Source organism: Paenibacillus glucanolyticus NBRC 15330 (assembly GCF_004000885.1).
GTDB classification, from domain to species: Bacteria; Bacillota; Bacilli; order Paenibacillales; family Paenibacillaceae; genus Paenibacillus_AQ; species Paenibacillus_AQ glucanolyticus.
Genome location: NZ_BIMC01000025.1, coordinates 14,551 through 30,577, shown reverse-complemented (window position 1 = coordinate 30,577; position 16,027 = coordinate 14,551). Strand labels below are relative to the sequence as shown.

The following is a 16,027-nucleotide window of genomic DNA, read 5'->3' as shown; positions in this document are numbered from 1 at the left end:
ATTTCCACAAAAATGAATCAGATCGTTCGCTTCGCGAGCCAGGCAAACGTATGGCTGGCACATATCGGGCAGCCCTGGTTCTTCAACTCCTCAATCGTGGGGAAATCGCCCTGGATGCCCACCTGCAGCACGCCGCCGCATTGAATGCATCTGTAGGTGCGGACCGTTCGCCTCACCTCGCCTGTATAGAGCTCATCTTCAAAAAAATCCGTAATATGCGGCGCTGTTAATTCCGTTGTTTTCAGTACAATCATTTGCCCGCTGTTCCCGATCATCTGCGCTCCGATATACTGATTGAAATGAAGCAGCACTTGTTTCACCGACAAGCCCATCCGGACAAATTCGCGCTGCATGGATAACGTAACATCAGGAGACTTATGCGCGAAGGACAGAAAGATGGGGTTTCCCTTTACTTTTTTCAACGTTTGAATCCCCCGGGACAAGAACAGGATCATCCCTTGAAGCGTGTATGGTGGGTCTGTGAAGAAACAATCATACTGTCCACTCCATTCCCTGGGTAGTGGCTGTCTGAGATCGATACGTCGACAGGCAATCGATAAGTCCTCTCTCTTAGCCATGCCGCTTATAAATTGCAGAAATCGCTCATCGATATCGATTACGGTTATACCCGCTCTTTGACCCTTCATGTTCGGGAACAGACGTTTAAGCAACAGACCGAGCGAGATGCTCACAAGATCGTCGTCTCCAACACACATAATGTTCTTACCGATCAGACTATGCTCCCTCAGACACAGAACAGCCCTTCGCAGACTGGTTTCCACCGTGCATTGGGACTGATCAATCTGAACATCAACCTGCGGTCGCAGCTCAAGAATTTCCGTGAGCCTTGTCAGCACATCCGAAAGCTCCGTCTGCCAATCGTTCTCCTCTGCCATAAGGCTCCGATACAGCTCCTGATCCAAGCCGCCGTATCCAAGCTCATGCTCAACATACAGCTTCCCTGAATGGGTGCAGCGCACACCTCGCTCCTGGACCAAAACTCCTGCCTTCATAAACTCCTTCTTGATCGCTGCGGCAACGGGTACAGGGAGATAAGTGTGCCGGGCCAGCTCTTTGGTGGAAATACCGGGCCGCATATAACTCGCTATCAGCAGCTGTTCAATTACCTGTGGACCTTCCTGCAGGCGAACTCTTGATTGTACAGCCTCTATATAATTGATCACGTGAATCACGCTCTTTTCCTTGAGAATGGACTTGCCTTTACCCTGGAAAAAGAACACACGCGATCCCATACACGCTTCTTCAGTAAACGAACAAAAGGACAGAAGTCCATGAACCATCGTCCACCTCCTGTCCCTTATGCGGGGAGCCGCGCCAATCGCACAGCTATGTACAGTCAATATATAATGGATGGGTTGTTGTGTTCTTAACCAGGTTGACTCCATTCCTTGCGCCACAGCAAAATAAACCTCGCATCAAGCGGGCTTTTTTTCAATAAAATGCACAAGTCAAGAGTCTATAAAGTTTGGTTAGTTAAGAACACACACCGACATCATAACATCTCCTAAATTTCATAGTGGAATCACGCAGACCACAGCCTGCCGAACATACAATAGTTCATACTTCGCTTTTACTGCTTGTTCATATCGACTACGCAGCTATTGCTGTTGCCCTAACATTCCCCACATTTCTCATCGGCATGGAGAATGTCTGAACCGTCCGCGCGCTGACCCTATTGGGGATAGGAGCAAAGTCATACAGACTAAACTCCTTACCTAATATCGGGTCATGGTTCACGTTCCTTTCAGAAGAGGGATCCAGTCTGCTCGCCAAAATGCCGCGAGCCCGATGCAGCCGGGATTTCACCGTACCTTCCGGTACTCCTACGATTTTGGCGATATGCCGAATCGGCATATCCCTGTAATAGTGAAGCTGAATGACCTTGCGTAAATCGTCTTCCAGATGCGCCACAGCTTCCTTAAGCTCAATCGCTTCATACGGAAGGGCATCAACGTCCTTAATCGTGGTTTCAGCCGTTCGCAGCCGCTTCTGGGAGCGCAGCAATTGAAGGCATTCATGTATAAGGATGCGGCACAGCCAGGTTTTGAAATAAGCAGGCTCCTTCAAGGTAGAAATGGCTCTGAACGATTTGAGGATCGCTTCCTGTACGGCATCCGCACAATCCTCATCCTGTCTCAGGTACATCCGGGCTAAGCCATATAAGCTGCGTTCGTAAACCCTTATCAATCTGCTGAAAGCTTCACGATCCCCGTATTTGGCAAGCTGAACATCGCGCTCTATATTAGGTTTCTTATTCACATTGCGAGACCTCCTCTGCTGCATAACATTGCTTTCTATAAGTTTAGATACCTGAGGGTCTAACTAGGTTCACGTAAAAATAAATTTTTATTAAAAAAATGACGGATATGTTGTGGACACCTTCATTTTTGCACATTTTCGTTCATCGTTTCCATACGAAATCATAACACGGAGCTTCACTTGCTTGTATTTATAACAAAACACCGCAGGGAGCTTGTCCCAACGGTGTCCACGTAACCCTGTTAATATTTCATATCATGAAGCTGAATCCTATCCTATAGATTTCCATCCCATTCAGTTCATATCTTTATTAACGTATCGTCCATGATCGGGAACGGCAAGGTGGTTGAACTCTCGGGCCAGCCGATCCAGCGAATCCCTCATCTCATCCCCGTGCATCGACACGCCGTGTCCAGTTATTAGAATCCGGGGTTTTAATTCAGCCAGGCGGCGAACCGATTCCCTTGCAAGGTCCCAGTCCGGTGTAAAGTACATCGGTGGGCCATGCAGCTCCTTCTCCTGCCTTATGACAGCTAATGCGGATTCCTGCTTCACCGTAATGACAGCATCTCCGGCAATAAGAACGCCGTCTGTAGCGCGATACAGGGAGATATGACCGGGACTATGCCCTGGTGTATGAATCCACCGCCAATCAGCGAGATTCGGCAGCGTGCCATCATGGGGCAATGGACGAATTCGTGAGCCCAGATCGATCGCTTTATGAGGATACATCGGGGCGACACGGGCCATTAATCCACCGCCCACGCTTGGATCTGCTGGAGGATAATCCTCATCTCCAGTCAGGAACGGCATTTCGTTCCGGTGAGCGTAGACAGGTACGCCCCAGCGGTCCGACAATGCCTTCACATTGCCCACATGGTCAAAATGGCCGTGCGTAAGCACAATACAGACAGGCGGACGAGCGAACCTTTTTTCTGCTGCCTCTGCAATCGCATCTTCAAAATTACCCAAGCCGCTGTCCACCAATACCCAATCACCTGAACTCGGCAGGCCAATCATCTGGATGTTCACCATCACGGTGCGCATAGAAAGGATATCCGGCACAATCTCTTCAGACTCTATCGCACCCGTCTTTAACATACTCTGATCATTCATTATGAAAAGTCGCCCCCATCCTCGTTATAAAGTGCTTCTTGTAATAACATACCCGTTTTGACACTTTTCAACGAGGAAACAGGGGGAATGCTACTGAATCATTTTGTTGAGACGCTCCAGGTAACGCCATCGAGTAATAAAGAAATACATAATCTGTATGCTCAGGAAAAAGATAAAAATCTTTAAACTGTGCCCTACAATGGAGAAGTCGACCAGCTGCTGAAGGGCAACGAAGGCAACGCCACTATGGATCAGTGCAATGAGCATCGGAAGGAAGAACATGATGACAAGCTGCTTGGTGATGATGATGCCAAGCTCTTTTTTACTGAGACCGACCTTGGCAATCATGCGATATTGCTGTTCATCCCGCGCAAGATCCGCATATAGGCGAAAATAGACAAAGCTTGCTGCAAAGGTAAAGAAGACGATGCCAACCAATCCGCTTACCATGAGTAAGATGCCGTTCTGCTGCTGGGCGTTTTTCCAATCGAAATACAACGATTTTAGATAATAACTGTTGTCTTCATTCTCGTTAAAACGTTCCAGAATCGATCTGGACACGTCCCCGGTATTCTTCCAATCCTGCACGTAAAATGTATGGTAGGCCGCATAGCCGTATTCTTGGTCCTGCTGTGCCTGCAGCGCATCCTCGTACAAGCGGTCGGATACAACCAGCGTCTCCCCGTAGCTTTCGGGTACCGCAATGAACGTTTCGGCCTTAAGCACCTTGACGATTTCTGAGGTTTTGCCGTTTAATACCTCGAACTGATCAGACAAAGGACCGTCGATGCGGTAGCTGTTCTTCTCCGAGACCGTTCCCGGAGTCAGAATTCCTTCCAGATCGCCCAATGTTTCTGCCGGGTAACCCAGCGATTGAATGAGACCGTTATATTCGCTCAGCTTAATCAGCTTAACCCCGTTATCCGTGAAAATCGGGGTAACCTCTGCCTCCTTGTAATCCAGTCCTCCCTTCTTAAGCTCCTCCCTGATGATATCCAGATGCCGATTCCCTTTATCCTCATCCTCGTCATACATGGAATATGTGTATGCATAAGGGTTCTCCATCGCAGACAAGCCCGGATCCCCAATGGCCAGCGTGGTCCCAATGCCGGTAAAGGCGGATGCCGAAATGACCGATACAAGGAAAAACATCACCGCATTGTCCTTGATTCTGTACAGCAGCTCCGATACCGTCAGCAGGTTGGTTTTGCGAAAAAAGAATCGTTCCCTCTTCTGCAAGTACCGCATGAAATAAACGCTGAACTGGGTGAAGAGAAAATACGTGCCAGTGATGACCAATACAACACCGCCCAGCAGCAGCAATAGATTGAAAATTTGGAGAATGGCAAAGACCATAACCATGCCGTATCCCGCAGCAATCAAGAAAACGGCGAGCACAGCCAGCCAGGGTGAGGCTTTCGGCTGGGGCTTGGGGCTTTCCTCCGCTTTGACAAGAGCAAGCAGCGTCCCCTTCCGCAGCATAAGCGAGGAGAACAGGGCAATGAGCAAGAACAACACGGCGTAAGCCACTGCCGTCATCACAAGCGCTTGGAGTGGAAAATAAAACGGCAGGCCCTGATCCACAGCCATCAGCTTGGCGCTGATTAACAGAATGAGCTTTGAGAACAGCATGCCGATTCCCATACCGGCGATGATCGCAGCAGCGCCAATCAAGATATTTTCGATAAACAGCATCCGATTCAACTGTTTGCGGGACATTCCGAGTATCATCAGTATGCCGAATTCCTTCTTCCGAACCTTGATAAAGGCCCCAACGGAATACAGCAGGAAAAAGAATGAAAAGACAAACACAATATATTGGGATACCGTCATGCCCATGGTTCCCAGCATGCTCAGGGTTCCGCTGGAGGAGACCAAGCCGTCCTTGAGCTGCGGGTGAAACGAGAGCAGGCCATAAGTAAAGAAAATCATGACAGAGAAGGCACTGCTCAGAAAGTGGGCGATATATGTGCGCTTGCTGCGCAGGACATTATTAATGGCGAACTGGCGAAAATTCATGTCCCGAACCCCCCAGCAGCGATAACACGTTGATAATTTTCTGATAAAAAGCGGACTGGCTGTCACCGTACGTGATCTCGTTGTACAATTGACCGTCCTTGATAAACACCACCCGATTGCAGTAACTTGCGGCCACCGGATCATGGGTGACCAGCAGCATGGTCACTTTGTCTTCCTTGTTTCTGCGATCCATGATCTCCATGACGTCGCGCGCGGATTTGGAATCCAGATTCCCCGTCGGTTCATCCGCAAGCACCAGCTTCGGAACGTGGATCATCGCCCGCGCTACAGCTGTCCGCTGTGCCTGTCCCCCTGAAATTTCATAGGTCCGCTTATCCAGAATCGATGTAATGCCCAGCTTCTCTGCCAGCACGCCGACCCGTCGGTTCATCTCGTCCAGATCGACACCGTCCAGCGCCAGTGGCAGCAGAATATTCTCCTTCACGGTCAGTGTATTAAGCAGATTGAAGGACTGGAAGACAAACCCGAGCTCGCGGCGGCGGAACATCGCCAATTGATCCTGTGACAGACGAAACGGATCTTTCCCGCCAATGCTGATCTCACCGGAAGTGGGACGGTCGATGGTGGATATCATGTTAAGCAGCGTCGTTTTCCCGCTGCCGGAAGGTCCCATAATGCCAACGAACTCCCCTTCGTTGATGCTCAAATTGATATTGGAAAGCGCCTCGTGGGACACCGCGGCCTTGTAGACTTTGCCCAGATTGCGGACGTTCAATATTTCCATCTTGTTAAACCTCACTCTCGTTATTTCGTAATCTTGTAAGGTTAGTGTATAGCATCCCCCGGCCTTCTCCTATCGATCACTCTTTCACCAGTCTTACATCGGTGTAAGATTCACTTTTCCCCAAATCTGAAAGACGTCAATACATACTTAACCATAAGAAAAAACCTTATCTCTGACAGATGTCTTCAACCGAAGGCATTTCCCCGAGATAAGGCTCCTAGCTTAACAGCTTGTATGCTATGGCTTGCTATGGCTCCAGTACAACCTCGATATGACAAATCCGGGGCGCAGAGCGGAACAGTATCATGCTTGATCTTCCCGCAGCTGCATCTCTAACGAGAATAACGCGATCAATGAAATAAGCCTCATCCCTAGAAAATCAGCCTCACGGTTGTGCCTTTCCCCGGCTCGGATTCCAGCTCAATCCGGTGGTTCATTTTCTGGACGACCTCCTTGACGAGGTATAAGCCCATGCCTGTGGACTCCTTCAGCTTGCGGCCGTTCTCCCCGGTATAGAACGGGTCGAATACCCGGTTCATATCGGACTTTGGAATTCCCATTCCCCGGTCCGTGATCTCCATCATCACATGACGGCCATCCTCCGAGCGGCGGGCTTGAATCGTCACCTTGAATCCGGTACCGGCAGAATATTTAATGGCATTGGAGAGCAGCTGCAGCATAATAAACCGCAGCCACTTGGCATCCGTCTGAACCATAAGGTCTGGATCCACCAACAGTTCGGGATATACATGACTATGGATGAAGAAGCGCTTGTTCTCATGAACCGCGTCGACAGCTATCTGGTTCAGATGTACCGGCTCTACGCTGAAATCCTGCTCGAAAGTTTCGAGCCTGGACATATACAGCACCATCTCAAGCCCCCGCCGGATTCGGTCGGATTCCTCGGAAATGCTCTTGAACGAATCGTTATCGTCCTCCTGCGTGATCATCTCAATGACCGAGAGCGGCGTTTTCATCTGATGCACCCACTGATTCATGAAAATCATGTGCTCTTTGCGCCGTCGCTCCCACTCCTCCATGACCGTGCGGTATTGACGGTACTGCTCTTCCATAAGCTCGCTGAGAGCGGTTGGCAGGGGAGCGGATTCATTATGCTTTATCGATTCCTCCAGCGATCGGATGGGCTGTGACAGCCGCTCATAGAAATCCCGGTGCGTGAAATACCGGAAAGCCAAGTATCCCCCCAGTATGGTTAAACCAAGAAAAACCGCATAGGCAGCTGTTACCGGATGATCATAACCGTCATACCAAAAGACGAGCAGCACCACAAACAGCGCTGCAAGCGTGAACATAATCAGCGGCAGATGCTCTCGCCAGAACAGCTTTTTCATGACTGCCTCTTCCACACCGTATGAAGTCGGTATCCCGAGCCGCGGACCGTTTCAAGGGCATCCTCAATGCCCAGCTCGGCAAGCCGTTTCCGTACCCGGTTAATATTGACGCTGAGCGTATTATCATCAACAAAAGTATCATCCCATAACTTCTCCAGAATGGTCTCGCGCGTGACAAGTCGGGGACTCCGGCTCAGCAGCGTCTCGAGGAGAATCGTTTCCTTTTTCGTGAGAACGGAGGTCCGTTCGTCCAAACTCATCTCCATTCGCTCGGGATACAGGACAAGCCCGTCCTTCTCCACCGTACGTTCGGCGGATGCTGCTGCATAATCGCCATATACGCGCCGCAACTGACTGTGGATTTTGGCAATGACGATATCGTAGGCAAATGGCTTCGTAATATAATCGTCCGCTCCGTTCTCAAGGGCTCTTAATTGATCCGGGGTTCCGCTTCTGGCAGATATGAAAATAATGGGGCAGGTGGATAACGACCGAATTTGACGACACCAATAGTATCCGTCAAAGCTCGGCAGATTCACATCCAGCAGAACCACATGCGGCTTCAGCTCCTGGAACTGTTCCAGCACCTGATCGAAATCCTCAACAATAATCGCTTCGTTGCCGTACCTTTCGATATGCGATTGCAGCAACCCCGCCAGCTTCGGGTCATCCTCTACGACCATGATTTTGTACATCCGGCTCTCCCTCCGTGCAGCGTCAGGCACTTCCCCTCCTATCCGGATTAGCAGCCTGATGGTTTATGGTTCCCTAACGATAGCCGCTTCAAAAAAGTTTATCCCGTCAGGTGAAGTGCCTTGCACATACACCCTGCTGTTCTCTTCAGCCGAACGGCTGAGGAGCATCGTATCTCCGAGTCTGGCCTCGTTGTGATATGTAATCTTGAAGCCCGTCACTTTCCCTTCCCGTAGCTCCTGCTCGTCCAGCACATCGAAGCACAGATCGCATACCGGGCATTATTCAGATGCCCGTTCACATCAATTCCACTGTATCGAACTCTATACGTATAGGCCTCTGCAAGCTGCACGCCTTCAGCCAATACGGCTTTGTTTGGCAGCTCTCCTACCGATTCTTTACCGATCGGCACCTCATACGGGAACATGGAGGGACGCAGGATTTTCCGTTTGTGAATATCCACCAGCGCCCATACCGAGCGGGCTTCACCCAGCTTTTCTCCGTCAGCATTTTTTATCCGATAATCCCGATGCCACAAAGCCCCCTTGGAGCCGCGGCTCCAGGTTTCAACATGGACGGTCTCCATATCCCTTGGCATTCGCCCCATATCAAGCTCAAGCGTAATGAGCATCCAGCCCATCCCCCGCTCAATCATCTCCTCGCGACTGATCCCAAGCGCCTCGACATGCCGGTCTGCCGCCCGTTGCAAAATACTGAGCAGCGAGGACCAGCGGCAATCCCCCCGATAATCCGCATCAACGGATTGAATGGTATATTCTTCTATCCATTTCTCTGCCATGAGCCTCATGCCAACTCCTTTATAATTTTCACGTTCATGATACTTCAAGCATAATCAAAAGCCCTCTATTTATCAAAAGAACAACTCCCTTTTGTTAGCTGGAAAAAAATGATTTTATCAATGTTCGGGATCAATCCGGTTTAAAAGTCACTTCTTTGGTTAATAGTAAGGCACAAACAACTATAACTTATACGAGGTGATAAACATGAGTTTTCTTTGGTCATTAATTGTCGGCGGTATCATTGGTTGGATTGCAGGTTTGATTATGGGCAGAGACATTCCCGGCGGTATCATCGGTAACATCATTGCTGGTTTTGTCGGTGCTTGGCTGGGTGGACTTTTGCTCGGGTCTTGGGGACCGGAAATGGGAGGTTTCTTCATCTTGCCTGCCCTGATCGGTGCCGTCGTCCTTGTCTTTATCGTCAGCCTGATCATGGGCTCGATGAGACGCGGCCGCTCGTAATGAGCTGAAGTCTAAAACCTTGACTTCCACTGCGATGTACCGCTATTGCCGATACAGACATTCTCACAGCGGTACCGCTAAATGCTAAGTCAAAGGAACATTTTTACCCATCAAAACAGGGTGCCTATTCGCCGCCATGGCTATAGGCACCCTGTTTTTACGTATCTTCTTACGATATGGGAAGCCCCTGCTCCTTCGCATAATGGCCCCAATGCGGCCTGCGGCCGTCAATGTCGCGGAAGCCGTATTCATCCGACAAATCCCAGCTGGTCAGCGCTTTACCGCTCTTGGCTGCAACATCCGGATCAGCCGCCAGCGCCGCAACCCCCTGCGCCAGGAAATACGGCGTCTCCGACGCGATGAAATGCGGTTCTTGCGTTGCGGCATCCTGCCAATTCTCTTCTGTAACACCGAAGTGATCCAGCATTTGTTCGGAACGCAGAAATCCGGGTGTAACGGATAACGCGGTTACATGATAGGGGCGCAGTTCCTCTGCCATTGCTTCTGCCAGATGAATCGGCGATATTTTGGCCAAACTATAATACAAGTTCCCGCGATATCGGTAAGTAGAGCCATCCGTCACCTCAATGACCAATCCGCTTCCATTCTCTACCATGAGTGGAACACCGTAATAGCTTGTGATCATATGCGTGGTAACCGCACGCTCCTGCATTAACAACCCATCGGACAGGAACTGTTCCCAGAACGGAACATTCCAGTGTGTAAGATGCTCGCCACCCCATATATCATTGACAAGAATGTCGAGTCGCCCATCCTGCTCCTCACGAACTCGCTCAAACAGAGCCTTCACCTGCTCTTCCACGGTATGGTCACATTGCACGGCAATTCCGGTCCCTCCCCGCTCTGTCACCATATCCGCCGTATCGTTAATGGTCTCTGATCGCTTAATATCCGATGCTTGTCCCCGTACGCTCCGTCCTGTGCAGTACACCGTTGCCCCCGCCGCACCCAGCATAACCGCAATAGCTCGACCCGCACCGCGCGTCGAACCTGCAACGACAGCAACCTTGCCTTGTAGCGGCTTACGATTTTCGTTAATCATAGCGTAACCTCCATCATATAACAGATTTTCTCAACACCTTCATCCTATCAGGCTTATATGACATCCATTGTCTTATATCCATGCTACAATACATTTATCTTCTACAGTTCTTAAAAGAGGTGACACGATATGAGAGCCGACCGTTTACTGTCCATCATGCTGATGCTTCAGAACGGTGGTAAAAAGAACACCCGTTATTTGGCGGAGCAGCTCGAGGTATCGGAGCGAACGATTATACGCGATATGGAAAGCCTCAGCTCAGCCGGAATTCCCGTTTATGCGGAGAGAGGCTCCCTCGGCGGCTGGGTGCTGGAGGAGAGCTATCGAACAAACCTGACGGGCATGACGCCTGACGAACTCATCTCTCTTCTGGTTTCCAGCCATAGCCCGCTGATCGGAGATTTAGGCATAGGCAAACAGTTTGATGCCGCTTATCAGAAATTATTGGCTTCTTCCCCGCGCTCCATTCGGCAGGATGCCGAAATCATTCGGGAGAAAATCCATATTGATGGCGCTGGCTGGCACGCTTACCGTGAATCGCATCCGTACCTTACGGTGCTTCAGGAGGCAGTATGGCTGGATCGCGTACTCCGCATTCATTATATGAAGGGAGAGGAGCGTGTCGAGAGAATCGTCCTTCCCCTCGGACTGGTTGCCAAGCGGAGCACATGGTATGTGGTGGCGGAATCCCAAGGCGAACTGCGGACTTACCGCGTATCCAGAATCGTGGATGCCGTGATGACTGATGAGACGTTTCATCGTCCGGCTGATTTTGACTTGGCCCAGTATTGGGAGGAATCATTGGCACGATTCATGCAGAATCTACCGCAATATCCCGCACAGGTTCAAATGACCGTTTCTCTAATCAAACGTTTTGAGCGGGAGCGATATGTGAAAATCATTCATTGCGACACGCGAAACCCGCATGAAGGGTGGATAACGGCCGATTTGGAATTCAATACGTTGGAATCTGCGTCCGCGTTTCTCTTAAGCTGCGGGGCGGAAATCGAAGTGCTTGCACCCCAGGAGCTCCGTGAGCATGTCAGCTCGGCTGCGACTGCCATTGCTCGGCTCTATCAATAGTGAATCCATAAGTAACATGAAAAAAAGCATCAGGAAGCCCATCAAAAATTGCGGCTTGCCTGATGCTTTTTTAGGTTAATCCCGTGAGCCCGGATTTATTGAATGGTATGGATGGGCTTCAGGTTGGCTTCGATCTGCTCCCTCTTCGGCTCCAGGAACGGCGGCAGCGCCAGGGATTCGCCAAGATGATCGATATGCTCATCCGTGTCAAATCCAGGTCCGTCGGTAGCCACCTCGAACAAAATGCCATTAGGCTCCCGGAAATACAAGGAACGGAAGTAGAAACGATCGACAAATCCCGAATTTGAGAATCCCACATCCCCAATCCGGTCAATCCAGGAACGAAGCTCTTCCTCATCCTCGACGCGGAATGCAACGTGATGAACACCGCCTCGTCCAAGGCGTTCCTGCGGAAGGTCTGTTCTTTCCTCGACGTGAACTTCAGCGCCCGTACCGCCTTCCCCGGTCTCGAATACAAGGATATCCGGCTGCCCGTCTGCAGGCGAGGCATACTGCCCTTTATAACGGAAGCCCATCAGCTCCGTCAATACCTTAACCGTCTGTAACACACGAGGTACTGTCAGCTGCACCGGACCTAAACCGATGATGGCGTATTCTGCCGGAACCGGCCCCTTTTCCCAAGGAATGCCCCCAGGAACTCCTTTGTTATTTTCGTCCGAAACCAGAATGATCCGCTGGCCCTCGAAATCTCTGAATAGCAGTGTCAATCGGCCGGCACGTTCCTGTATCTCCTCACGTTCTACGCCGTATTCGTCCAGTCTCCCGGTCCAATATTCCAACGCGCGGTCACTGGGCACTCGCAGGGAGGTTGCCGAAATACTGTTGTTTCCCTCACGGGTCCTACCGGCCATCGGAATTTCGAAGAAGGTAAGCTCTGTCCCGGGATTTCCTTTCTCGTCACCATAAAACAAGTGGTACACGGAGACATCATCCTGGTTTACTGTCTTCTTGACCAGCCGCATGCCCAGCACCTTTGTATAAAACTCGAAGTTCTGCGAAGCTGCTGCTGTAATTGCGGACACGTGATGAATTCCTTTGAACTTCATGACCTCAACTCCCATCTATAATGTTTTTTCTCTAATAAACGAAATCATGTTCACCATTGTAAGCACATATACGCTAAGACTAGACGATGCTTCGAAAACAATCTCTTTATACAGGCAGCTGCGCTTTGGCCGCTGTTTTCTTCTATCGCTGCTCCATCGCAGCGGCTGGATCTTTGCTAATTTCAGTTTAATATTTTACTTAGCCATCGTCAAGTCTTAATATTAAGATATTTAAAATGAAAATAACAGACTCCCCTTTTCCCGTCATTGCAGCCGGAAAAATGGATCTGTTATTTATTCCTTGTTACGTTATTTGGGATCCGAATGCTATCCTCACAAGTTTGGATCTTGAACTCCATGGAGGATCCTTGCGCTTTTATGTTTTGGATGTCGCTTCTTCCCGATACTCGGAAGGGGTTTTGCCTGTTATTTTCTTAAATACCTGCGTGAAATACCGCGGATCCTGGTACCCTACAAGCGGTGCCACCTGGTACACCTTCACATCCGTATTCAGCAGAATGTTCTTGGCCTTCTCGATCCGGCACTCCGTCAAGTATTCCAGAAACGTATATCCCGTTGTTCCCTTAAACAAGTTGCAGAAATGGCTGATGCTCAAATCCGCCAGCTCCGAAACCTCTTCAATGCTGAGATCCTTCTGATAATTGTCCGCAATGTACTCCTTGGCTTTCCCCATCACAGCCTGAACATTGTCCTTGGCCTGCCCCGATCGACTCTGTGCAATCCATTTGCTGAAATGATTCTTGATGACATCCATCAGCTGCTGCAGGGTGCCGGAAGCATGAAGCTCCTGCAGCAGCTCCTCTAACGACCACTCAAACAGAACCTTCATATGCTCAAACTGCCGATACAGCACAACACTCATCTCCAGCAATACCCGCTCGGTCATTTCCCTGCTGAATGCATGCTCCTCTATATAGGCCCTGGTCTCATCAAAAAGCTCCAGCAAACGCTCCTTATGAAGCGTGCGGATGCTTTCGACCATCAGCGACTCCAGATGTTTCGGGTATCCTGCTTCGCTGGCCGTTTCCATAACTGAATCCGCAGTACCGATAAACACACCTTCTTCACCGGAATAGAAGCGCTGATATAACGCGCGTACTGCCGTCTCATAAGCCGTTCCCAAGCGGTCGATCCCCGCCATGCTGGAACTGAAGCCAACAGAGCAGGACAGCTTGGTGTTGCGCTTGATCAATTGAACAAGATCCCGGCCAACGTCCTCCTGTCGCTCCCTCGCAAGACTCGGAAACAACAGCACCCATTCCCCGCTGCGGAAAGGAAATACCGTCAGCCCTCCATGCTGCACGGACCATTCCTCCAGAACATTGCGCACAGCAAAGAGCCATAGACGCTTCTCATCCATGCTCCACTGCTCATTAAGCCGCAAATAGTGATCCAGTTGAATGACAGCCATCGTGTAGCCATGCTCCAATTCGCTGTCTTCCAGCCACTGCATATGCTGGAGCGGACTCCGGTTGCCCTCGATGAACTCCGTTAGCATCCTTTCCCGAGCCAACAGGGATAATACCTTGATCGAGTGAAGCATTTGATCATCCGCCATTTGCTTCTCCAGGGTTCTGGCTGCTCTGGCAATCGTTTCGGTCAGCTCATCGTGATCGATCGGCTTGAGCAAATAATCAAAAGCCCCTTCGCGCAATGCTTCCCTCGCGTATTCAAATTCACCGTAGCCGCTAATAAATATGATCAACCGACGCGCCTGATCCGCCTTCAGTTCCTTCATGAGTGTGATGCCGTCCATTCCCGGCATGCGAATATCGCTAATGATCATATGCGGCGATACCTCGCGCGCCAGCTTCAGAGCGCTATCCCCGCTCTTCGCCTCCCCTACGACCTCCAGTTCAAGCTCATCCCAGGGAATCGCTGCCTTTAGACTGCGCAGGATGATAGGCTCGTCATCGACCAGCATCACTCTGAATTTACCGTCCGATCCGCTCATGGCTTCTCCCCCTGTCTTTATGGTTACTCCGTCACCGTGTTCCGTCTAAGCTGCCAATAGCGTATCGAGGACTTCTGAATTTGCTCCAGCGCATTGTCAGCATCGATCCGTCCTCCAATCATGTCCTCGATCACTTTAAGGAATGAACTGTTCACTTCAGGCGATAGCTTGTTGTCATACGGGAGGAAGGTACTCGCAGAATCCTCCATCAGCTCCGTAACCTGGGCAAATACCGGACCGGTTTTCTTGGAATCATAGGTTATCTTCATGGAAGGAACGCGCAGCCCTTCATACACCAGCCGGGTCTGTACCTCCGTGGTATAGAACATGCCCAGCAGCTCCAGGGCCGCTTGCTTTTTCGGCTCATCCAAATCCGAGGAAAGTCCGATGCCAATGGTGTAACCACCTGCCAAGGACCGTTCCTCTCCGGAATGCAGGGATGGGAAGGGGATAACCCCCACCTCATTCTGAAAATCCGGATGATCCTCATTGCGAAACAATGTAATATCCCAGCTGCCGTTCAGATACATCGCTGCCTTCCCTTCCGTAAACTGAGCGATGGCTTCCTCGGTGGAGAGATCGTTGGCATGGGGACTGAACGCCCCTTCGCTGATCCACTGTTCCAGCTTCTCAAAGGCCTTCAAATACGACTGATGCTGAAAGCTTACGCCATCCTCTCCTTCAACCAGCCTGTCAATGAGTTCCGGTCCCGCATAACGATCCATGAAATAATGGGCAAAAATCCCTGCCGGCCACCGATCTTCATTCCCTAATGCAAAAGGGATCTTATCGTTCGCCTGGAGTACCCGGATCACTTCATCCAGCTCTTCCATCGTCTTCGGAGGCTCCAGATGCAGCTTCTGGAATAAAGCCCGATTATAATAGATCGGCTCCGCATGGCCCTCAAAAGGCAAACCATAGACCCGGTTATTAAAGGTCCAGTGGTGCAGATCCTTGAACTGCTCCCTCAAGCCGGCATTCTCCAGAAATTCCGTTAAATCCATCAGCCGGTTGGATCTGGCATACGGCACAATTTCAGCTCCGCCAAACAGGACAAACATATCCGGCGGCGTCCCGGTGACCATCTCGCTCTTCAGCTTTTGTTCCCGATGGATTGTTTGATCGATGCTTTCAAAGTTCACCTTCACATTTGGATGCGCTTTCTCATAAGTGCGGACGACACTCTCAAAAATAGCCAGCACCGGCTTGTCATGCTCCTTGTTCCAGAAATGCCGGAATGTCAGCGTGATTTTCTCCGGCTGCGCCTCCTGAGCCGGTCCCTGGTTCTGCACTGTAACCCACACAACAGAGAGCGCGAGCAGAGTGGCATAGCCTACAATCCAGCCCCAATTCCAAAACCATCTCACGCCGC

General features: G+C 50.4%; 13 protein-coding genes and 1 pseudogene. 2 read left to right on the top strand and 12 right to left on the bottom strand.

The window, feature by feature from the left end; translation table 11 throughout:
- Positions 1-17 precede the first annotated feature (17 nt).
- The 8 genes and pseudogenes from PGL02S_RS24825 to PGL02S_RS24790 form a co-directional block, all read right to left on the bottom strand.
- Entirely contained in the window at positions 18-1,184 is a 1,167-nt protein-coding gene (locus PGL02S_RS24825) for a bis-aminopropyl spermidine synthase family protein (RefSeq protein ID WP_036640930.1), read from the bottom strand.
- 427 nt (positions 1,185-1,611) lie between these two features.
- Positions 1,612-2,280: a sigma-70 family RNA polymerase sigma factor gene (locus PGL02S_RS24820; RefSeq protein WP_063455986.1), complete on the bottom strand. Its 669-nt coding sequence runs from the start codon at positions 2,278-2,280 to the stop codon at positions 1,612-1,614.
- A 294-nt stretch (positions 2,281-2,574) separates the two neighbouring features.
- A complete protein-coding gene (locus PGL02S_RS24815; RefSeq protein WP_051449226.1) occupies positions 2,575-3,396 on the bottom strand; it encodes an MBL fold metallo-hydrolase in 822 nt (273 codons plus the stop codon).
- A 90-nt stretch (positions 3,397-3,486) separates the two neighbouring features.
- Entirely contained in the window at positions 3,487-5,415 is a 1,929-nt protein-coding gene (locus tag PGL02S_RS24810) for an ABC transporter permease (RefSeq protein WP_036640887.1), read from the bottom strand.
- Positions 5,390-6,160 carry an ABC transporter ATP-binding protein gene (locus PGL02S_RS24805; protein WP_036640888.1) on the bottom strand — a complete coding sequence of 257 codons (771 nt, stop codon included), beginning with the start codon at positions 6,158-6,160 and terminating at the stop codon, positions 5,390-5,392. Before PGL02S_RS24805 ends, PGL02S_RS24810 begins: the two co-directional genes overlap by 26 nt.
- A gap of 371 nt (positions 6,161-6,531) precedes the next feature.
- Positions 6,532-7,512, bottom strand: a complete 981-nt coding sequence (locus PGL02S_RS24800; protein ID WP_036640890.1) for a sensor histidine kinase — start codon at positions 7,510-7,512, stop codon at positions 6,532-6,534.
- On the bottom strand, positions 7,509-8,207 hold the full coding sequence (locus PGL02S_RS24795) for a response regulator transcription factor (RefSeq protein WP_036640891.1): 699 nt from the start codon (positions 8,205-8,207) through the stop codon (positions 7,509-7,511). Before PGL02S_RS24795 ends, PGL02S_RS24800 begins: the two co-directional genes overlap by 4 nt.
- 63 nt (positions 8,208-8,270) lie before the next feature.
- Positions 8,271-9,004, bottom strand: a pseudogene (locus tag PGL02S_RS24790) (acyl-[acyl-carrier-protein] thioesterase).
- 205 nt (positions 9,005-9,209) lie between these two features.
- On the opposite strand from PGL02S_RS24790, the gene PGL02S_RS24785 reads away from it, so the two are divergent.
- Positions 9,210-9,467 (top strand): GlsB/YeaQ/YmgE family stress response membrane protein, encoded by a 258-nt coding sequence (locus tag PGL02S_RS24785; protein WP_006208269.1) that lies wholly within the window; start codon positions 9,210-9,212, stop codon positions 9,465-9,467.
- A gap of 169 nt (positions 9,468-9,636) precedes the next feature.
- On the opposite strand, the gene PGL02S_RS24780 is transcribed toward PGL02S_RS24785, so the two are convergent.
- Complete coding sequence (locus tag PGL02S_RS24780; protein WP_036640893.1) at positions 9,637-10,530, bottom strand: SDR family oxidoreductase; 894 nt, start codon at positions 10,528-10,530, stop codon at positions 9,637-9,639.
- Positions 10,531-10,659: 129 nt separating this feature from the next.
- On the opposite strand from PGL02S_RS24780, the gene PGL02S_RS24775 reads away from it, so the two are divergent.
- On the top strand, positions 10,660-11,613 hold the full coding sequence (locus PGL02S_RS24775; RefSeq protein ID WP_036640895.1) for a helix-turn-helix transcriptional regulator: 954 nt from the start codon (positions 10,660-10,662) through the stop codon (positions 11,611-11,613).
- Between the two features lie 95 nt (positions 11,614-11,708).
- Here the strand turns inward: PGL02S_RS24775 and PGL02S_RS24770 are convergent, their stop codons facing one another.
- The 3 genes from PGL02S_RS24770 to PGL02S_RS24760 form a co-directional block, all read right to left on the bottom strand.
- Positions 11,709-12,680, bottom strand: coding sequence for a ring-cleaving dioxygenase (locus tag PGL02S_RS24770; RefSeq protein WP_036640897.1), 972 nt, complete (start codon positions 12,678-12,680; stop codon positions 11,709-11,711).
- A 376-nt stretch (positions 12,681-13,056) separates the two neighbouring features.
- Positions 13,057-14,655: a response regulator gene (locus tag PGL02S_RS24765; RefSeq protein WP_036640899.1), complete on the bottom strand. Its 1,599-nt coding sequence runs from the start codon at positions 14,653-14,655 to the stop codon at positions 13,057-13,059.
- A 23-nt stretch (positions 14,656-14,678) separates the two neighbouring features.
- On the bottom strand, positions 14,679-16,022 hold the full coding sequence (locus PGL02S_RS24760) for an ABC transporter substrate-binding protein (protein ID WP_036640901.1): 1,344 nt from the start codon (positions 16,020-16,022) through the stop codon (positions 14,679-14,681).
- Between the last annotated feature and the right edge of the window lie 5 nt (positions 16,023-16,027).